The organism is Mesorhizobium shangrilense (assembly GCF_040537815.1).
Classification (GTDB): domain Bacteria; phylum Pseudomonadota; class Alphaproteobacteria; order Rhizobiales; family Rhizobiaceae; genus Mesorhizobium; species Mesorhizobium shangrilense.
In genome coordinates, this window is record NZ_JBEWSZ010000001.1 from 4,236,606 (window position 1) to 4,255,589 (window position 18,984).

Below are 18,984 nucleotides of genomic sequence, written 5' to 3' on the forward strand. Positions count from 1 at the left end.
TGTCCGATCGACCGGCCGGGCAGGAAAATGCAATGATTTCGCCGACACAGGAGTTTGACTGGAACGGCACCAGCATCGCCTGGGGCATGGCCGGCTCGGGCCCACCGATCGTACTCGTGCACGGAACGCCGTTTTCCTCGCATGTCTGGCATCGCGTCGCTCCGGAACTGGCGCGCGACCACACGCTCTATTTCTATGATCTTCCAGGATATGGGCGATCAGGGAAGCGGGAAGGCCAGGATGTTTCGCTGGGCGTGCAGGACAAGGCACTGGCGGCGATGCTCGCCTTCTGGAAACTCAAGCGGCCAAACATCGTCGCCCATGATTTTGGCGGCGCCACCGCCTTGCGTGCGCATCTGATCGACGGTTGCGACTATGAAAGGCTGCTGCTTATCGACCCGGTGGCGGTGCGACCCTGGGGCTCACCCTTTGTCCAGCATGTCCGGCAGCATGAAGACGCCTTCGCCGGCGTGCCGGAATACATTCAGGCGGCGATCCTGAAGGCGTATGTCTCCGGGGCGGCGGCCAGGCCCCTGTCGGACAGCGACATGGAACCCTACATCGCGCCATGGATGGGACCGGTTGGCCAACCGGCTTTCTATCGGCAGATCGCCCAGATGGATCAGCGTTTCACGGACGAAGTCGAGCCGCTCTACAGCGAATTCCGCTGCCCGGTGGCCTTGCTGTGGGGAGAAGAAGACCGATGGATATCGCCGCGGAGCGCCCACAAGCTTGCAGCCATGCTGCCGGATTGCACATTGAGCCTGGTTCCCGGTTCCGGCCACCTCATGCAGGAAGATGCCCCGGAAGCGATTGTGGCTGCAGCCCTGCGGTTCTTTGCCGGCTGACAGGACGCTATCATCCAGCGAGATGCGGAAACAAACCAATCAAACCGACGACGATCAGGTAGAGGGCGACGATGTAGTTCAGCAAGCGAGGCATCACCAGGATCAGCACGCCGGCGATCAGCGAGATGAGCGGGGTGAGCGCGAGCGTGGAGATGTGCATGCGAGAATCCTTCCAATTGCGCGGCCAGACACCTGGCCGAAGCTGTTCCATGGCAGGCCCATGCGTCTTTGACGCTGCTGCCGCCACAAGAACGCCGGACCAGCCGGAAAGCTCCATGCGCGCCCAAAAATCTCGGATGTCAGGCGGCTTCGCTGAAGTACTTGGCAGTGGGCAGAATGGTCAGCGGCGCGAGTTCGCCATTGATCGGACGATGGAACAGCATTCGCTGTTCGAAGGCCGTGGATTGGAAGAACGGGAAGCGATCCAGCGTGGCCTGCATGTTTTCGGAACATTTCGACTGGAACAGATGCACCGGCACGGTGAGCCCCGGGTAGGTACGGGGTGGAACGGCCTGTTCGGAACGGAATATGCGCTGGTAGAAACTGGAATGTTCTTCCTTGATCGCGGTCAGGCAATAAGTAGCCTTGAATTTATTGCAGGCGACCACGGCAAGCCGCAGAGTTACATAGGGCAGCACACGCAGGCTGGTCGACCATTCAAGATCCGCCGCGAAGCGGCTGGGATCGACGAAGGTTTCTCCAGCCGACAACCGGCGTGCCAGCACGTCGCCAAAGACATCGGTGCTGGGTGAAACAGAGTATTTCGCGCTGGCGTAGTGGATCCTGATGGTGCTCACCAGGGTGCCGTCGTAGAATACGCCGAAGCGGTAGGAATTGGGCAGGTCGTCGAACTTGTCCATGACCATGCGAGAGGCGTCCGGCTTCACCATGCCTGCATGGACATAGGAATTGTACCGAAGCCGATAGATCGCTTCCAAGTCCTCTCCGCCATCGCAGAGCCGGTACTCGATATGCTCCAGAACGTCCATGACGTGGCGCGAGAAACCGGATGAGGATGGAGGTGTCGTCTTCGAAGCCGCGCTGGCCAAGCCTAGCTGTTGCGTGTCCATGTGTCCCTTCACCCCGTCGCAGGACAACAATAGCGAACGCACGGAAGAACCAGAAGTAAAATTCCCATCTTTTCCGTTTACTGAAAATTAACGTTAACAAGATGGCGCCGACCGGGACGCAATGACTGGTCCACCTCACGCAAGGGCTAGTTTTTGGCGAGCTTCACGACCGGCTTCAGCTCGGCGGCGAACGGCCACGTAACGTTGGACATCGTGCGGATGCCCGATGCGCTGAGCGCCGCACCGAACAGGAAGCCCTGGACCAGGTCCGGCTTAACCTGCTGGGCCAGGATCTTCAGCTGTTCGAAGGTTTCGACACCTTCGACGGTGACTGAAAGGCCCAGCGGCCGTGACAGGCTGACGATACCCTTCAGCAGTTCCAGCGACCGGCTGTTCTGCGTGACGTCCATCAGGAACGACCGGTCGATCTTGATCTTGTCGAGCGGCAGCTTGTGCAGGTAGCTCAGGCTTGAATAGCCTGTGCCGAAATCATCGAGGGCGATGCGCACGCCAAGCTGTTTCAGTTCCTCGATATACTGACGCGTCAGCGACTTGTCGTCGAGGAGCGCCGTTTCGGTGACCTCGATCTCCAGGCGACCCGCGGCAAGGCCGGAACCAGCGAGCGCTTCACGAACCTTCTGCACAACATCGCGATTGCGGAAGTCCTTGGCGGATAGGTTGACCGAGACGCTGGTCTGATCGGGCCATTTGGCGCATTCGGTGCACGCCGCCTGGAGGACGAAGGTGCTGATCTCGGAGATGATGCCCATTTCCTCGGCCAGGGGAATGAAGATGCTCGGCGAGATCGGCCCGAGATCGGGATGATCCCATCGGCACAGCGCCTCGCAACTGGCGATCCGCATCGTGCTCATCGCGACGATCGGTTGATAGACCACCCGCAGCCCCTTGCTTTCCACGGCGCTGCGCAGGTCCGCCTTCATCAATTGGCGATTGCGGAAAGCGGCGTCCATCGAAGCCTCGAACAGCCGCCAGTTGTTCTTGCCCAGTTCCTTGGCCTTGTAGAGCGCCAGGTCAGCCTTGACGATCATCTCATCGACATCGGTGACCGCTACCCGCGAAAGTACGGCGCCCACGCTTGCCTGTATCCGCAGAACATGGCCGGCGACATCGACATCGCCCTGCAAGCCGGCAAAGATGTCATCGAGCAGCCCGGCGAGGTGGGTTTCGTCTTCGATCCTGTCGAAGAAGATCATGAACTCGTCGCCGCCAAAGCGGCTGACATTGATGTCCTGGCCCGCCATGGCGGCAAGCCGCTCGGCGACGGCGTAGATCAATCCGTCACCGACCGGGTGGCCGAGCGTATCGTTGACACTCTTGAAGTCGTCAAGATCGACCACGGCGAGCGCACAAAGGCGGTCCCGGTCGCCCGAGGCCATGCTCTCGCCGACCAGCTCGTGGAAATAGGCACGGTTTGGCAGGCCGGTGAGGCTGTCGTAACGCGCCATGAAGCGAATCTTTTCTTCCGCTTCGACGCGAGCCGTCACGTCCTCGAAGGTAATGACCCCCAGTTCCTGGCTGCCTTCGCGCGCCGAGAACTCGTAGTGCTGGCCATTGGAAAACGAAACAAGGACCTTGCGGTCCCGCCCCTCGCGAAGCGCGCGCGTGAGCTGTGCCTCGATATAGCGGCATTCCTTGGGGGCCAGCATGCCGCCGGCGACGCCACGCATGAGCAACGAATGGATCGAACGCCCGAGCAGTGCGTCAGGAGATTTCAGCGACATCAAATGCGCGGCTTCGGCATTACCGACAACCACCTTGCCGTCCGGGCCAAGCATGACGAGGCCATGAGGCATCGTGTTCAAAGCCCGGTCAAAGCGTTGCGCGATCTGTCTTGCCTGCTTGTGTCCGACAACGGCCGAGAACAGGACATCGCGCACATGGTCGGCGCTGCCCTTGATGATGAACATGAAGGGGACGATGAGCAGGCCGAGCACAACATGAGGTATGTCGAGCCGCAGGATAAGTGCTGCCGCTATCGGCCCCACAAAGGTCACGGCAAAAATCATGACCATGCGGGGCGAACCGTAATTGCGCCCTACGACCGTGACGAGCGATCCGAGCGTAATCGCAAGCGCTCCGATCTCGGCATAGGAATCCGAGTACAAGTAGATGGAAATGAAGCAGAAAAACCCCAGGATCAGGCCCTGAATGCTGCCCTTCAGGACGTATTCGCGCTCCCACCGCTCCGCGTCGAGCGCATCGCGTATGACACCACCCGACGTGTGGAACCGCCGCAGGCCGAAATAGCGCCAGACACCGATACCGAGCAGCGCACCGGCAAGGAACAGAAAGACGGGCTGGCCATTGCGCCAGTACACCATGAGGCTGACCGTGGCGTGGCAAACGGCGCCAATCACCAGCATGTGCGCGTTGTCGAACAACGACCGCACAAACTGGATATAAACATCCGCAGGGATGTTATCGGTCTTTGTTCTGCCCATTACTGGCGCCCAACTGAGCCCCAGCCTTGGCACAGGCCCATTAAAAAACCTTTAGTATCAGCTGAAAAGCCTGATTCTCTTTGATTTCCAGCTATTCGGCCGCCTGCAGCTCGGTTGGTTTTACCGATGCCCTGAAACGTTCGAGAAGGCGCTGGCGCTCACCTTCGACGCTTGCCACCGAAGCCTGCCTGACATGGCCGTAGCCGCGAATGAGCGCGGGCACGGAGACCAGAGCCGTCGCTGCCTCGATCTTGCCCGGCGCGAGCGAGCCGCCGACCAGATCGAGATCCGCCTCGTATTGCGCAAGCAGCCCGCGCTCCATGCGGCGCTCGGCGCTGTAGCCGAACAGGTCGAAGGCCGTCCCGCGCAGGCTCTTCATCGCCGCCAGCACGCGAAAACCCTTCATCATCCAAGGGCCGAAGCTGGATTTCCTGGGCTTGCCGTCGTTGCCGCGCCTGCCCATGATCGGCGGCGCGAGGTGGAATTCGAGTTTGTCGTAGCTCTGGAACTGCTTTCCCAACTCGGCGGCGAAGGAGCCGTCGGTATAGAGCCGCGCCACCTCGTATTCGTCCTTGATCGCCATCAGCTTGAACAGGTTCCTCGCGGCAGCCTCTGTAACCACCGTCGAGCCCGGCACGGCCCTGGTTTCGGCGGCGCGCAGCGCGGCCAGCCGGCCAGCATAGCGCTTGGCATAGGCGGCGTTCTGATAGGCGGTCAGGAAGGCGACCCGGCGGGCGATGATGTCGTCCAGCGTCTCGGCAATCGAAGCCTGTCCGGCCTTGCCCGGCTGGGTGACGAGGCCGCGCACGAAATCCGGCTGATGGGCGGCGCGACGGCCCCAGCGGAACGCTGAGATGTTCATTGCAACCGCTTCGCCGTTGAGTTCGATTGCCTTCTCGACAGCCTCGGCCGACAGCGGCAGCCCGCCATGCTGGAAGGCAAAGCCAAGCATGAACATGTTGGCGCCGAGCGAATTGCCGAACAGCGTGGCTGCGGTGCGCGTGGCGTCGAAGAAATGCGCCTTGTCTTCGCCGGCCGCGGTGCGGATCGCCTTCTTTAGGCGTTCGACAGGCAACGAGAAATCGGCGGAACGGGCAAATTCGCCTGGCATGATTTCGGCGGTGTTGGCGACGAATATGGTGTGGCCCTCGCGGACGGCGCCAAGCACCTTCTTGGCGCCGGAGACAACCAGGTCGCAGCCAAGCACAAGATCGGCCTTGCCGGCGGAAACGCGGATGGCGTTGATATCGTCGGGCGTGCGGGCGATGCGGACATGGGTGAACACCGAGCCGCCCTTCTGGGCGAGGCCGGCCATGTCGATCATGCCGCAACCCTTGTCCTCGAGATGGGCTGCCATGCCCAGCACAGCGCCGACGGTGACGACACCGGTGCCGCCAACGCCGTCGATGATCGCCGCCCAACCCTGTTCGCCGAGCGGGAATTCAGCGGGCGTGGGCACGCCGTCCAGGGGATCGGCCTTGCCGGCAATGCCTTCGGCCTTCCTGATCTTGGCGCCATGCACCGTGACAAAGGACGGGCAGAAGCCGTTGACGCAGGAGAAGTCCTTGTTGCAGCTCGACTGGTCGATCTTGCGCTTGCGGCCGAACTCGGTCTCGACCGGCTGGATCGACACGCAGTTCGACTGCACGCCGCAATCGCCGCAGCCTTCGCAGACCAGTTCGTTGATGAAGACGCGCTTGTCGGGATCGGGAAAAGTGCCGCGCTTGCGGCGGCGGCGTTTTTCGGCGGCGCAGGTCTGGTCGTAGAGCAGCACCGAAACGCCCTTCACGTCGCGCAATTCGCGCTGGACGAGGTCGAGGTCATCACGGTGATGGATGGTGGCGCCGGCGGGGAACTCCGCCTTGCTTGAATATTTATCCGGCTCATCAGTGACGATGGCGATGCGGTCGACGCCCTCGGCGCGCACCTGCCTGGCGATCATGTCGACGGTCAGGCCGCCTTCGTGCGGCTGGCCGCCGGTCATGGCGACGGCGTCGTTGTAGAGGATCTTGTAGGTGATGTTGGCATCGGTCGACAGCGCGAAACGGATCGCCAGCGTGCCGGAGTGGTTATAGGTGCCGTCGCCGAGGTTCTGGAAGATGTGACCGCGCTTCGAGAACGGCGCCTGTCCCACCCATTGCGCGCCCTCGCCGCCCATGGCGGTGAAGCCGACGGTGTTGCGGTCCATCCACAGCGCCATGAAATGGCAGCCGATGCCGGCGGCGGCGATCGAGCCGTCCGGCACCTTGGTCGAGGAATTGTGCGGACAGCCGGAACAGAAGAACGGCGTGCGCGAGCCGATGTCGGTGGTGTCAGCGAGCATCGCCTGGAACTGGCGCAGCTTTGCCACCCGCGCCGAAATCTCTTCCGACGGACCGATGGTCCGCACGATCCTGTCGCCAAGCGCGATGGCGATCTCGTTGGGGTCAAGCGCGCCCTTGGCCGGAAACAGCCAGTCGCCGCGTTCGTCCTTCTTGCCGACGATGACCGGCTGAATGGCCGTGCCGTAGAGGCTTTCGCGCAGCTGCACCTCGATCAGCGAGCGCTTCTCCTCGACGACGACGATGGTGTCGAGGCCGCGCGCGAAGTCGGCGATATGCTGCAGGTCGAGCGGCCATGGGCAGCCGACCTTGAACAGCCGGATGCCGATGCGGTTGGCCGCCGCTTCATCGACGCCGATATCGTCCAGCGCCTGGCGGACGTCGAGATAGCTTTTGCCGATGGTGATGATGCCAAGCTTCGGGTTGCGGCCGCCCGAATAGACGGTTCTGTTCAGGCCGTTGGCATGGATGAAGGCGGAAGCGGCGGCGCGCTTGTATTCATGCAGCCGCTCTTCCTGGCCGAGCATGTCGATCTCGTTGCGGATGTTGAGCCCGCCGCGCGGCATGTCGAACTCGGGAACGACGATGTTCAGCCGTGCCATCGAGGCGTCGACCGAGGCTGTCGATTCGATATTGTCCTTGACGCATTTGATCGCCGCCCAGGTGCCGGCGAAGCGCGACATGGCAAAGCCGTAGAGTCCGTAGTCGATGATTTCCTGGACGCCGGCCGGATTGAGGATCGGCACCATCGTGTCGACGAACAGGAATTCCGTGGCATGCGCATTGGTCGAGGATTCGGCCATGTGATCGTCGCCCATCAGGGCGAGCACACCGCCATGTTTCGACGAGCCGGCAAGATTGGCGTGACGGAACACGTCGCCGGAGCGGTCGACGCCCGGTCCCTTGCCGTACCAGACCGAGAAGACACCGTCACGCGTGCCTTCCCCCATCAATTCGGCCTGCTGCGAGCCCCAGCATGCCGTGGCCGCGAGCTCCTCGTTGAGGCCAGGCTGGAAGACGATATCCGCTTGGGCAAGCTGCTTCTTGGCTTTCCAGAGCTGCAGGTCGAGACCACCCAGCGGCGAGCCGCGATAGCCGGAGACGAAGCCCGCCGTGTTCAGCCCAGCGCGGCGGTCGCGCTCGCGCTGCATCAGGAGCATGCGGATGACCGCCTGCGCGCCCGAAAGGAAGATGCGCTCCTTGCCCAGGTCGAACTTGTCGTCGAGCGCGACGTCATGCAGCGTCATCAGGTATTTCCTCTGCGGAGGCCGCGCGGGGACCAGCAGCCAACGTCGGGGTCGAATGGCGCAGTGTTTATCCCCTTGCCGGGCAGGTCAAACAAAATCGCAGGTGCCAGACAAAGCGCAACGAACGGGCCGACCGGCTCATTGCCTACGTATGAAATCGTTCAACCGATGTCACCGTGACGCACGAAAATTTCTGCGCGGTGTCAAAGGGAAGTCGCTGCGCCTTTTGTTTATGGATGTCGTTGTCCCAAACCGCTGCGCACTTTTGGGCGGCATGCCTCACATGCCCTTCGAGCAATCGGGCTTGGGTTCGCCGGGCAGCTTGCCATCGGGATGGCCGGCAAGGTCAGGATTGGCCGTATAGAGCTGGTCGATGACCAGGGGCCGGTCGGGAAGGACGGACTGGTCCTCCGTCGACATAAGCGTGGTGTCGATCGTCTGGAGTACCGCGCCATCGGGACCCTTGATGCTGATGGCGATCGCATAGGGTTTGTCCTTGACGACGCAGGTCAACGCAGGGCTTTCCAACGACACCTTGTTGAGCTTCGGCCAGACCTTCTGCTCGACCACGAGCGGCGCGCCGCCGGCCGGGTTCTGGAAGCTGGCAACGACCACTTGCCCCTCGCCCATCGGCTGCAGGGGCCTGAGCGTCACCACATAGGTCGCCCGCGCAAGACGGTAGTTGAAGACGAATATCTTGCCGGAAATCTCGAAAAGCTTGCCTTCACCCTTGCCCGTGTCGCGACAGGCGCCGAGCGCCATTGCCGCGGCCAGGGCGGCACCTAAGAGGATCGAGCGCGAAAGACGTCTAGGCATTGCTGACCTCCTTGGCGGCGGTGCGGCGGCGGTAATGGCGGCTAGCCTTCTGACGGTTGCCGCACACCGCCATGTCGCACCACAGGCGGCTGGAGTTGCGGCTCCTGTCGACAAACAGCCAAGTGCAGTTGGGGCAAATCCTCAGCCTTGCGATGGTGTCGTCACGCAGCAGCGACAGGGCGGAAACCGCAAGCGCAGCCTCGAAGGCGATCGGCTTCGCCGGATCTCCGAACGGTCTCCCGGGCGCGCCAACTTCGGTCCGGCTGCCAGCCAGACCCTCGGCGCAGGCTCGCAGAAATCCGGGCAGGTCGCCGGTGGCGACCGCGCCCTTCGAGACCGCGCCGCGAAACAGCCGGTCGGTCGCTTCACGGATCGAGACCACGACCGGTGCGATGGCTTGCGGCGACGGCGCTTCAAGCCGCCTGCCACCAAGCTCGGTGGTGCGAAAGCCGCTTGCCGCATCGGCGAAACGGGCGATCTCCTGCGGATTGTCGAAACGATCGAAGGTCTTTTGCGGATCGCCTCGCAGCACGACCGTGTTGGCCGTGTCGAGCGCCAGAAGGCCACCGGTGAAGCGATGTGGTGTCCAGGATACCGTCATGGCTGAAATCTAACCGATAAATCGAGTTTGACAAGTTAGATTCTACAATGCAACCTTCACATGGACGCGGCCTCCGCAGCCTTTGTCTTGGGCATGTCCTTGCCCAAGCTGATCTGCTGCCGGGCGACATGCTCCGAGGATTTTGCATGCTGTATTTTTTCCAGCAGGTTCTGAACGGGCTGCATTCCGGCGCGCTCTATGCGCTGCTCGCTTTTGGCTATGTGCTGACCAACGGCCTCCTGCATCGCACCAACCTCGCCTATGGCGCGCTGTTCGCCTTCTGCGGCCAGACCATGATCCTTACCGTGGCCTTCGGCTACCAAGTGCTGTGGCTGACGCTGCTGGCGTCGCTGATGCTCGGAATTGTCACTGCGTTCCTCTATGCCGCCCTGATCAGTCACGTGCTGTCGCGCAGCGTGTTCGAACCGCTGGCCGATCGAACGCCCAACGCCATCGTGGTCACCACACTGGGCATATTGCTGGTTCTGTCGGAGGCAAGCCGCATCGCCGCCGACACCCATGATCTTTGGCTTCCGCCGATGCTGGCCGAGCCCGTCGTCTTCGCTGAAGGCGCCGGTTTCAAAGCGACGCTGACGCTCATCCAGTTGCTCGACTGCGCCGTAGTGCTGGCGGCCATCGTCCTCGCCTCCTGGGCATTCGCCCGATCAAGCTTCGGCCGACGCTGGCGCGCCGTGTCCGACGATCCCAGCGCCGCGGCCATGTGCGGCGTCGACGTGCGCGCGACCTTCCGCGGCGCGGTGCTCTACAGCGGCTTTTGCGCCGCGCTGGCCGGCATAATGGCCGGCCTCTACTACGGCAATGTCAGCTTCGGCTCCGGCCTGGTCTACGGGCTGAAGATCCTGTTCGTGACGGCGGTCGGCGGATACATGTCGCCATCGCGGGCGGCGCTGGGCGCGGCCGCCTTCGGCATGGCCGAATCACTGTGGGCCGGCTATTTCCCGCTCGAATGGCGCGAGGCGTGGATGTATCTGTTCCTCGTCGCCATGCTGGTGCTGATGGGCGCCGGCCGTGACCAGGGCAAGGTCGCCTGAGCATCAGACTTTCGTTGCATGCTGCCCTGGTCCGGTTCGCTGGCTCGGACGCGCGAGGGACGGTGCAGCCCCCTGATTTGCTGGACGATCCCCGACAGGAAAGTCGATTTTGGCGTTTGGCTTTCCTCTTCGTCTCACCACGGCCGAGCCCGTCCCGTGTTGACCCGCCGGACCACGCGCGGCATACCGTTGGGCCACCAAGGCGCTTCGAAAAAACCGGGGGGATCGGCGCGCCTTTGCCATCGGGGGAGGAATGCATGGCAGGGCTTCTCGCTCTATCCAGAGCCATTGACCGTTTGAATGAATTCATCGGCAAATGGGTTTCCTGGCTGATCCTGCTGGCGATCCTGGTCAGCGCCGGCAATGCCGTCATCCGCAAGGTGTTCGACATGTCGTCGAATGCGTGGCTCGAACTGCAATGGTATCTCTTCGGCGCCGCCTTCATGCTCGCCGCAGCCTACACGTTGAAGCAGAACGAGCATATCCGCATCGACATCGTCTACGGCATGTTTCCCAGGCGCGTGCAGCACTGGATCGACCTTCTCGGCCACGTCTTCTTCCTGATGCCGTTCGTGACGCTGATGGTGTTCTATTTCGTCCCCTATGTGTCCCTGTCGTTGCGCAGCGGCGAGATGTCGACAAACGCCGGCGGATTGATCGTCTGGCCGGCCAAGGCGATCCTGCTGGTCGGGTTTTCCCTGCTGGCGCTCCAGGGCATCTCCGAGATCATCAAGAAGATCGCCATCATGCGTGGCGTCATGGACGACCCCAATCCATTCATTTCCGCGCATGAGCAGGCCGAACTCGAAGCCAAGGCGCTCGTCGAAGAGGTGCGCCCGTGATGGAGTTCATCGCCCAGAACATGGCGCCGATCATGTTCATCTCGCTGATCCTGTTCATGCTGATCGGCTACCCGGTCGCCTTCTCGCTTGCCGCAAACGGGCTGATGTTCTTCTTCATCGGCGTCCTGCTGACACCGTATTCAGGCGGCGCGATCAATCTCGACTGGCCGCTCCTTTACGCGCTTCCGGACAATTTCTACGGCAGCCGGGTGATGTCCAACGACACGCTTCTGGCCATCCCCTTCTTCACCTTCATGGGCATCGTGCTCGAACGGTCCGGCATGGCGGAAGACCTGCTCGACACGATCGGCCAGTTGTTCGGTCCCATTCGCGGCGGCCTTGCCTATGCGGTGATCTTCGTCGGCGCGCTGCTTGCGGCGACCACCGGCGTGGTGGCCGCCTCGGTCATCGCCATGGGGCTGATCTCGCTGCCGATCATGCTGCGCTATGGCTATGACCGCAGGCTGGCGTCCGGCGTCATCGCCGCCTCGGGCACGCTGGCCCAGATCATCCCGCCGTCGCTGGTGCTGATCGTGCTGGCCGACCAGCTCGGCCGCTCCGTCGGCGACATGTATGCGGGCGCCCTGATACCGGGCCTGGTGCTGACCAGCCTCTACGCGCTCTACATCCTGATCATGTCGATCGTCCGGCCGAAGTCGATGCCGGCGCTGCCGCTGGAGGCACGCACGCTTGGCCATGGCGTCCTGTCGCTGCTGGCGGCACTGGCGGCGGCCATCATCGTTTCCTACGCCGCCTACCGCTATATGGCGCCGGCGCATGGCGACAACGCCGACATCCTCGGCGGCAGCGTCGGCGTGATTTTCATCTATCTCGTCGCGATCGCCGACAGGCGCCTGAATTTCAACCTGATGTCGCGGCTGGCGCAGCAGGTCATCATCGTGCTGATCCCGCCGCTGGCGCTGATCTTCCTGGTTCTCGGCACGATCTTCCTCGGCATCGCCACGCCGACAGAGGGCGGCGCCATGGGCGCTGTCGGAGCCTTGGCCATGGCCGCCATGAAGGGCCGGCTGTCGCTGGATGTGGTCAAGCAGGCGCTGGCCTCGACGACAAGGCTGTCGTCCTTCGTGCTGTTCATCCTGATCGGCGCTCGCGTCTTCTCGCTGACATTCTACGGCGTCAACGGGCAGATCTGGGTCGAGCACCTGCTGACCTCTCTGCCCGGCGGCGAAATCGGCTTCCTGATCGGCGTCAACATCCTCATCTTCTTCCTGGCCTTCTTCCTCGATTTCTTCGAGCTGGCCTTCATCATCGTGCCGCTGCTGGCGCCCGCCGCCGAAAAACTCGGTATCGACCTGATCTGGTTCGGTGTGCTTCTGGGCGTCAACATGCAGACCAGCTTCATGCATCCGCCATTCGGCTTCGCGCTGTTCTACCTGCGTTCGGTCGCCGCCCGCGTGCCCTATCTGGACCGCCTCACCGGCAGGACGATCCAGCCGATCACCACCGGCCAGATCTATTGGGGGGCGGTGCCCTTCGTCGGGATACAGGTGGTCATGATCGGGCTGACCATCGCCTTCCCGCAGATGGTGATGCACTACAAGGGCGCGACAGTTGATCCAGGCGGAATCGACTACAAGGTCCCGGAGGTGCCCGGCCTCGGCCTGTCGCCGGAGACGCCGCCCGCCAATGGCAACCCGGCGCCAGCCAATGATGGTGCGGCACCGGACCTGTCGCAGCCGCCAAGTTTCGGCGAGACACCACCGGCCAAACCGGAGGCGCCGTCGACCGATCTGTCCCAGCCGCCGAGTTTCAATTGACACGGGTGACGCCTTCCAGAGGCGCAACGCACACTGTAGCATTTTGATTTCGGCCAACAGGGGTAACAGTCATGAAAGCGGTACGCCTGGAGGCGGTGGGCAGCATCGCCATGCGCGACGTCGACAAACCGCTTGCCGGCCCGGAAGACCTCCTCGTGCGGATCGAAGCCAGTGGCGTCTGCGGCACCGACCGCCATCTCTTCCACGGCGAATTTCCCTGCAGGCCACCGGTCACGCTCGGCCATGAATTCTCCGGCATCGTCGAGGCCATCGGACCCACGGTCTCCGGCTTTGCCGTCGGCGACCGCGTCACCGGCGATCCCAACATCGCTTGCGGCCGTTGCGCGCACTGTCATGCAGGGAGGGTAAATCTGTGCAGCAATCTGCAAGCCATCGGCATCCATCGCGACGGCGGCTTTGCCGAATATCTTGTCCTGCCGCAGAAACAGGCCTTCCTCCTGCCGCCTGACCTCAAGCCAACGCATGGCGCCTTCTGCGAGCCGCTTGGCTGCTGCCTGCATGGCGTCGACCTCGCCGGCATCAGGCCCGGCTCTTCGGTCGCCGTGCTCGGCGGCGGCGTGATCGGGCTGCTCACTGTGCAACTGGCTAAACTCGCTGGTGCAAAAACCATCATCCTGTCGACACGCCAGGCCTCCCGGCGCGCGCTTGCCGAAGAACTCGGCGCGACAGCGACGGTCGATCCCAACGCAGCCGACTTTTTCAATGTGGTGACCGGGCCGTCAGGGCTGGCGCCGGGCGGCGTCGACGTGGTGCTGGAATGCGCCGGCGTGAGGGAAACCGTCGAGCAGTCGATGCATCTGGCGAGAGCCGGCGGCACAGTGGCGATCGTCGGCGTCATGCCCCAGGGCATGAAAGTGGAATTCGAGCCCTTCGACCTTTTGTTCCGCGAGCTGAAGATCCTGGGGTCTTTCCTCAATCCCTTCACGCACCGGCGCGCCGCCGATCTCATCGCGTCCGGCGCCATCGAGATCGACCGGCTGATCTCCAGGCAGGTGACGCTCGAGGAGGCACCGGCGGTGATCGCCAATCCGCCGGCGCCCGGTGAAGTCAAGGTGCTGGTCGTGCCGCGTTAACGACGCTTGGAATGCGCCACGCCTCTTTCTGAGACGTGGCGCTGCCAGGCACGATCCTCAGAGCTTGCCCTTGCGCTGCTGGACCATCATGAAGGTGTCGTAATTGTATTCGGCCACCTGCGCCCAGAGATAGTGCTCCTTGCGGAAGCCCTTGATCGATTCCCAGATCTTCTTGAAGGGCGCGTTCGAGGCTTCCATCTCGGCATAGACCTCGTTGGCCTTTTCGAAGCAGGCCGCCATGATGTCCTGGCTGAACGGCCGCAATTTCGCGCCGCCTGCCACCAGCCGCTTCACCGCCGGTGGGTTCACATAGTCGTATTTCTGCAGCATATCGGCATCCGTCGCCTGCGCCGCGGTGCGGACCAGCGATTTGTAAGCCGGCGACAGCTCTTCGTATTTGGCCTTGTTGAAAAGCAGGTGAACGGTCGGGCCGCCTTCCCACCAGCCGGGATAGTAATAATAGGGCGCGACCTTGTAGAAGCCGAGCTTCTCGTCGTCATAGGGGCCGACCCATTCTGCGGCGTCGATCGTGCCTTTCTCCAGCGCCGGGTAGATATCGCCGCCGGCGATCTGCTGCGGCACGACACCGAGCCGCTCAATTACTTTGCCGGCAAAGCCACCGATGCGCATCTTGAGGCCAGACAGATCTGCGACCGTATTGATCTCCTTGCGGAACCAGCCGCCCATCTGCACACCGGTATTGCCGCCAGGCAGGCCGAAAAGACCTTGCGTGGCCAGAAATTCATTGAACAGGTCGATGCCGCCGCCATGGTAGTGCCAAGCATTCATGCCGCGTGCGTTCAGCGAGAACGGAACCGCCGCACCCAGCGCCCATGTCGGGTCCTTGCCCCAGTAATAATATGCCACCGTGTGAGCGGCTTCGACCGTGCCGGCAGCGGTGGCATCCGCTGCTTGCAGGCCGGGCACCAGTTCACCGGCGGCGAAGACCTGGACCTGGAAATTGCCATCGGTCGCTTCCGAGAGCATTTTTGAGAAGACCTCGGCGCCGCCATAGATCGTGTCGAGCGATTTCGGAAAGGACGACGCAAGGCGCCACGTCACCTTGGGATTGGACTGGGCAATGGCGGGCGCGGCGAGCGTTGCGGCGGCTGCCGCGGCTCCCACACCCGTCGTCCCGGCCTTGCGGATGAATGAACGACGATCCATGAAGTTCCTCCCTTTTGGATCAACAGACCGACGTTTGGGAAATCCTCGATACCCCCCGTATCGGCTTGGCCGAAACAATACACAGGCAATAAGTCGAGTCCAGCATCGCGGCGTTATTTACAGGGCTCGGATCGAGGAATTGCACGGCGCGGGCGCCAAGCCTGCAACTATAGTCTTACGCGGGAGGCGAGACCTTCTGATCGGGTCGAGATGCTGCGACGCAGACTGCCTAGGCTGGTGCCCCCTGGCCCAGTCGTCATTCCAAAACTTGTCATGGAAAAGCGCCTTGGGATCGCCTATTTTAGAGGCGAATAAGCCTTCGCCACTGAATGGAAACCGTATCCAAAATGCACCAGCCGCTCGTCGCCATATCGACCGACGTCCGTCAGTTCGACAACTACACCTGGCATGCCGCCCCGCAGCAATATCTGGAGGCGGCGATCGCGGGCGCGGGCGTGTTCCCGCTGCTGGTGCCGTCATTTGGCGACAGGCTGGATTTCGATGAGCTGCTGTCATCCGTCGACGGCGTCATGGTCACCGGTTCGAAATCCAATGTGCACCCCTCGCTTTATGGCGGCGATGCCAGCGAAGCCAACGGTCCCTACGATCCCGCACGCGACGCGACAACATTGCCGCTGATCCGCAAGGCCGTGGAGCGTGGCGTGCCGCTGCTGGCCATCTGCCGCGGCATCCAGGAGATGAATGTGGCGCTCGGCGGCACGCTGGCCACCGAGATCCAGGAGCGCGAGGGTTCACTTGATCATCGCGCGCCGGCAAGCGACAGTCAGGACGAGCGCTTCGGCATTCGCCAGAAAGTGACGATCAAGCCCGGAAGCTGCCTCGCTGGCGTCTTCGGCGAGGGCGACATCATGGTCAATTCGGTGCACCGCCAGGCCGTCGACCGGCTTGGCCCGAAGCTGCAGCTGGAAGCTGTCGCCACCGACGGAACCGTCGAAGCGGTGTCCGTCAAGGATGCGCGCGCCTTCGCCGTCGGCGTCCAGTGGCATCCCGAATACTGGGTCAAGTCGGATAGCGTCTCGGCAAAGATATTCCGCGCCTTCGGCGACGCGGTGCGCCTGCATGCGGCAGCGAAATCCGGAGCGCGCGCCGCGGCGGAGTAAGACTTCTCACGCTGCCGCACGCCAAGAGTGATAATGCAGGGAGTGTTGGGGCGCCAATCAAAAAGCCGCTAGTTTTCGGCTGCCAGCGACAGCAGCGGTGCTGCCGGCGCATAGGATTCATAGCCTTCACCATCAGCCACGCCGAAGGTGACGATCGGATCGACACCGTCCGTGCTGAAGGCGACCGTGCCGTCATCCCTTTCACGCCAGAATTTCGCGCGCTCTATGCCGGGGAAAACCAGCCGGCAGTCCGAAGCGACCATGAGCTTGGACAAGCCTTTCGAAATCTCGGCGCCGCGCCTGACCGCGCATGCCGCTTCGTCGCCATTGGCGGCTAGGCGGTAATTGCCGGATGACAATGCTTTGTCGACAGAACCCACAGAGCTTTGATCGCTGACACCGCGAAACAGCTGGAAGCCGGCGAACAGGGCGGCGACCGCAATCAGTGCAGGAAGTATCCTCATCCTGTCTTCTCCGCGCACGCGACACGCACGAGGATACAGAATGATTCCAAAGCATTAAGCCGGCGTTAATAAGTGTGGCAACCGCCCTTCAAGCCCTCGCCTTGACCTGCACCGTCTCGGGCACCGGGGTCAGCGGCTTGCGCGCCGTGAACCAGGAAACGAGATTGTCGACGCAGAGATCGGCCATGGCGCGGCGGGTATGCTCCGAGGCCGAGCCGACATGCGGCAGCAGCGTGGCGTTCGATGCGGCAAGCAATGCCGGCGGCACGTTCGGTTCATTGGCGAAGACATCGAGCCCGGCGGCGGCGATGGTGCCGTTGGCCAGCGCGGCCGCAAGGGCCTCCTCATCGACGGTGCTGCCGCGACCGATGTTGATGAAGACGCCGTTCGGACCGAGGGCAGACAGGATTTCGGCATTGACCGCCTTTGCCGTGGACGCGCCGCCAGGCGCCACCGAGATCAATGTGTCGACCGCCTCGGCGAGCCCTTTCAATGTCTCGTGGTGTTCGTAGGACAAGCCTTCGACCCGGCGCCGGTTGTGATAGGCGACAGGCAACCCGAAGGCTTCCAGCCGTCGGGCAATGGCCAGGCCGATGCGGCCCATGCCGAAAATACCGGCCTTGCGGCCGCGCAGGGTCAGCCGGCTCAAGGGATAGTCACCGTTGCGCTCCCAGCTGCCGTCGCGCAGCCAGGTTTCGGCGCGTGGCAGGTCGCGGATGGTGTTGATCAGCAGCCCGAGCGCGGTGTCAGCGACCTCCTCGGTCAGCACATCCGGCGTGTTGGTGACCATGATGCCATGCTCCGCGGCATGGCGGGCGTCGATCGAATCATAGCCGACGCCGAAGCTGGCGATGATCTCGAGATTGGGCAGCGCATCCATGAAGGCCGCGCTGATGCCGGCGAAGGAGGCAATGCCGCGCACCTTGCTTCGCACCTCGTCGGTCACCAGCGCCGGGTCGGCCCGCTCGATCCTGACCGGGCTGAATGTCCGCTCAATGCGGTCGACCGCATGGTCGTGGAAGTTGCTAGGCACCAGAATGGTGACGGGTAGCTTCTGCTCAGTCTCGCTCATGCCCGCTCCACCGGCTTGCCGGTCGACTGGCGCACATGCAGTTCCGGCTTGATGAGTTCCTGCGACGGCCGCACCGTCTGCCCATTGAGCTTGTCCAGCAAGGCGCTGGCGGCACGGCGACCGACCTCACGCTGGCCGTTCCAGACAGTGGTCAAGGCCGGGGTGGCGATCGCCGCTTCCTCGAGATCGTCATAGCCGGTGACGGAGATGTCGATGCCCGGGACCAGTCCGGCGCGGGCAATGCCGTTCATCAGGCCGATGGCGACGAGATCATTCCAGCAGCAGGCGGCGGTCGGCCGGTCCTTCAGCGCCAGGAACTGCCCGGCGGCCTCGAAGCCCGCCTGCTTGGTGCGGGGGCCAGCGATGCGCCAGGACGGCCTGACCTCCAGCCCTGCCGCCTCCATGGCGTTCACATAGCCCTGATAGCGGTCGCGGCCGGTCGAGGTCTGGTCTGTGCCGCCGATCATGGCGATGCGCTTGTGGCCAAGCGAGATCAGGTGGTTGGTGGCAAGGCCGGTGCCGTAGGCATCGTCGCCGCGAAACACCGGCACATCGGCGCCCTCGACGGTGCGCGCGATCAGCACCGCCGGCAGGCCGTTCTCCTCGGCCATCACGATGTCGGAAGCCGGCGTGCCGATGGCCGGTGACATGATGACGCCGTCGGCGCCAAGCTGCAGCAGCGTGTCGATGAAGGTGCGCTGCTTTTCCAGCTGGTCGTAGTGGTTGGACAGGATGAAGGTCTGGCGGCTGCGGTCGAGCTCGCTTTCGATCGAGCGCAGGATCTCGGCGAAGAACGGGTTCATGATGTCGTGCACGACGACGCCGACAATGCCCGAACGCGACGTGCGCAGGCTGGCGGCGCGGCGGTTATAGATATAGCCGATGGCGCGGGCATGTTCCTTGATGCGGTCGCGCGTGGTGCCGGCGACCAGCGGACTGTCGCGCAGCGCCAGCGAAACCGTGGCCGTGGACACGCCAAGCGCATCCGCGATCGTCGAAAGCTTGATCTTCTGTGCCAGCGGCCTGCGC

At 62.9% G+C, this 18,984-nt stretch carries 16 protein-coding genes; 6 read left to right on the forward strand and 10 right to left on the reverse strand.

Annotated features, from left to right (window positions below; translation table 11 throughout):
- Nucleotides 1-32 precede the first annotated feature (32 nt).
- Nucleotides 33-848: an alpha/beta fold hydrolase gene (locus ABVQ20_RS20505; protein ID WP_354461297.1), complete on the forward strand. Its 816-nt coding sequence runs from the start codon at nucleotides 33-35 to the stop codon at nucleotides 846-848.
- 10 nt (nucleotides 849-858) lie between these two features.
- Here the strand turns inward: ABVQ20_RS20505 and ABVQ20_RS20510 are convergent, their stop codons facing one another.
- The 6 genes from ABVQ20_RS20510 to ABVQ20_RS20535 form a co-directional block, all read right to left on the reverse strand.
- Complete coding sequence (locus ABVQ20_RS20510; protein WP_354461298.1) at nucleotides 859-1,008, reverse strand: DUF3096 domain-containing protein; 150 nt, start codon at nucleotides 1,006-1,008, stop codon at nucleotides 859-861.
- 139 nt (nucleotides 1,009-1,147) lie between these two features.
- Nucleotides 1,148-1,918: an N-acyl amino acid synthase FeeM domain-containing protein gene (locus tag ABVQ20_RS20515; RefSeq protein ID WP_354461299.1), complete on the reverse strand. Its 771-nt coding sequence runs from the start codon at nucleotides 1,916-1,918 to the stop codon at nucleotides 1,148-1,150.
- A 146-nt stretch (nucleotides 1,919-2,064) separates the two neighbouring features.
- Nucleotides 2,065-4,380 carry a putative bifunctional diguanylate cyclase/phosphodiesterase gene (locus ABVQ20_RS20520; protein WP_354461300.1) on the reverse strand — a complete coding sequence of 772 codons (2,316 nt, stop codon included), beginning with the start codon at nucleotides 4,378-4,380 and terminating at the stop codon, nucleotides 2,065-2,067.
- A gap of 91 nt (nucleotides 4,381-4,471) precedes the next feature.
- The gene (locus tag ABVQ20_RS20525) at nucleotides 4,472-7,948 is read right to left on the reverse strand and encodes an indolepyruvate ferredoxin oxidoreductase family protein (protein WP_354461301.1); all 3,477 of its coding nucleotides are present in this window, start codon (nucleotides 7,946-7,948) and stop codon (nucleotides 4,472-4,474) included.
- 279 nt (nucleotides 7,949-8,227) lie between these two features.
- Nucleotides 8,228-8,764 (reverse strand): hypothetical protein, encoded by a 537-nt coding sequence (locus ABVQ20_RS20530; RefSeq protein ID WP_354461302.1) that lies wholly within the window; start codon nucleotides 8,762-8,764, stop codon nucleotides 8,228-8,230.
- Nucleotides 8,757-9,365, reverse strand: coding sequence for a CGNR zinc finger domain-containing protein (locus ABVQ20_RS20535; RefSeq protein WP_354461303.1), 609 nt, complete (start codon nucleotides 9,363-9,365; stop codon nucleotides 8,757-8,759). The genes ABVQ20_RS20530 and ABVQ20_RS20535 overlap by 8 nt, the downstream gene beginning before the upstream one ends.
- Before the next feature lie 146 nt (nucleotides 9,366-9,511).
- Here ABVQ20_RS20535 and ABVQ20_RS20540 point away from each other — a divergent pair, with 146 nt between their 5' ends.
- The 4 genes from ABVQ20_RS20540 to ABVQ20_RS20555 all read left to right on the forward strand — a co-directional run bounded on the left by ABVQ20_RS20540 (nucleotide 9,512) and on the right by ABVQ20_RS20555 (nucleotide 14,131).
- Nucleotides 9,512-10,417 carry a branched-chain amino acid ABC transporter permease gene (locus tag ABVQ20_RS20540; RefSeq protein ID WP_354461304.1) on the forward strand — a complete coding sequence of 302 codons (906 nt, stop codon included), beginning with the start codon at nucleotides 9,512-9,514 and terminating at the stop codon, nucleotides 10,415-10,417.
- 257 nt (nucleotides 10,418-10,674) lie between these two features.
- On the forward strand, nucleotides 10,675-11,259 hold the full coding sequence (locus ABVQ20_RS20545; RefSeq protein WP_354461305.1) for a TRAP transporter small permease subunit: 585 nt from the start codon (nucleotides 10,675-10,677) through the stop codon (nucleotides 11,257-11,259).
- Nucleotides 11,259-13,037: a TRAP transporter large permease gene (locus tag ABVQ20_RS20550; protein ID WP_354462236.1), complete on the forward strand. Its 1,779-nt coding sequence runs from the start codon at nucleotides 11,259-11,261 to the stop codon at nucleotides 13,035-13,037. Before ABVQ20_RS20545 ends, ABVQ20_RS20550 begins: the two co-directional genes overlap by 1 nt.
- Before the next feature lie 71 nt (nucleotides 13,038-13,108).
- A complete protein-coding gene (locus tag ABVQ20_RS20555) occupies nucleotides 13,109-14,131 on the forward strand; it encodes a zinc-dependent alcohol dehydrogenase family protein (protein WP_354461306.1) in 1,023 nt (340 codons plus the stop codon).
- 57 nt (nucleotides 14,132-14,188) lie between these two features.
- Here ABVQ20_RS20555 and ABVQ20_RS20560 read toward each other — a convergent pair whose 3' ends face one another.
- Complete coding sequence (locus tag ABVQ20_RS20560) at nucleotides 14,189-15,298, reverse strand: TRAP transporter substrate-binding protein (RefSeq protein ID WP_354461307.1); 1,110 nt, start codon at nucleotides 15,296-15,298, stop codon at nucleotides 14,189-14,191.
- A gap of 347 nt (nucleotides 15,299-15,645) precedes the next feature.
- On the opposite strand from ABVQ20_RS20560, the gene ABVQ20_RS20565 reads away from it, so the two are divergent.
- Nucleotides 15,646-16,419, forward strand: a complete 774-nt coding sequence (locus tag ABVQ20_RS20565; protein ID WP_354461308.1) for a gamma-glutamyl-gamma-aminobutyrate hydrolase family protein — start codon at nucleotides 15,646-15,648, stop codon at nucleotides 16,417-16,419.
- A gap of 68 nt (nucleotides 16,420-16,487) precedes the next feature.
- Here the strand turns inward: ABVQ20_RS20565 and ABVQ20_RS20570 are convergent, their stop codons facing one another.
- The 3 genes from ABVQ20_RS20570 to ABVQ20_RS20580 form a co-directional block, all read right to left on the reverse strand.
- Nucleotides 16,488-16,883 carry a hypothetical protein gene (locus ABVQ20_RS20570; RefSeq protein ID WP_354461309.1) on the reverse strand — a complete coding sequence of 132 codons (396 nt, stop codon included), beginning with the start codon at nucleotides 16,881-16,883 and terminating at the stop codon, nucleotides 16,488-16,490.
- Between the two features lie 88 nt (nucleotides 16,884-16,971).
- Nucleotides 16,972-17,955: a 2-hydroxyacid dehydrogenase gene (locus ABVQ20_RS20575; RefSeq protein ID WP_354461310.1), complete on the reverse strand. Its 984-nt coding sequence runs from the start codon at nucleotides 17,953-17,955 to the stop codon at nucleotides 16,972-16,974.
- Nucleotides 17,952-18,974 carry a LacI family DNA-binding transcriptional regulator gene (locus ABVQ20_RS20580; protein WP_354462237.1) on the reverse strand — a complete coding sequence of 341 codons (1,023 nt, stop codon included), beginning with the start codon at nucleotides 18,972-18,974 and terminating at the stop codon, nucleotides 17,952-17,954. Before ABVQ20_RS20580 ends, ABVQ20_RS20575 begins: the two co-directional genes overlap by 4 nt.
- Between the last annotated feature and the right edge of the window lie 10 nt (nucleotides 18,975-18,984).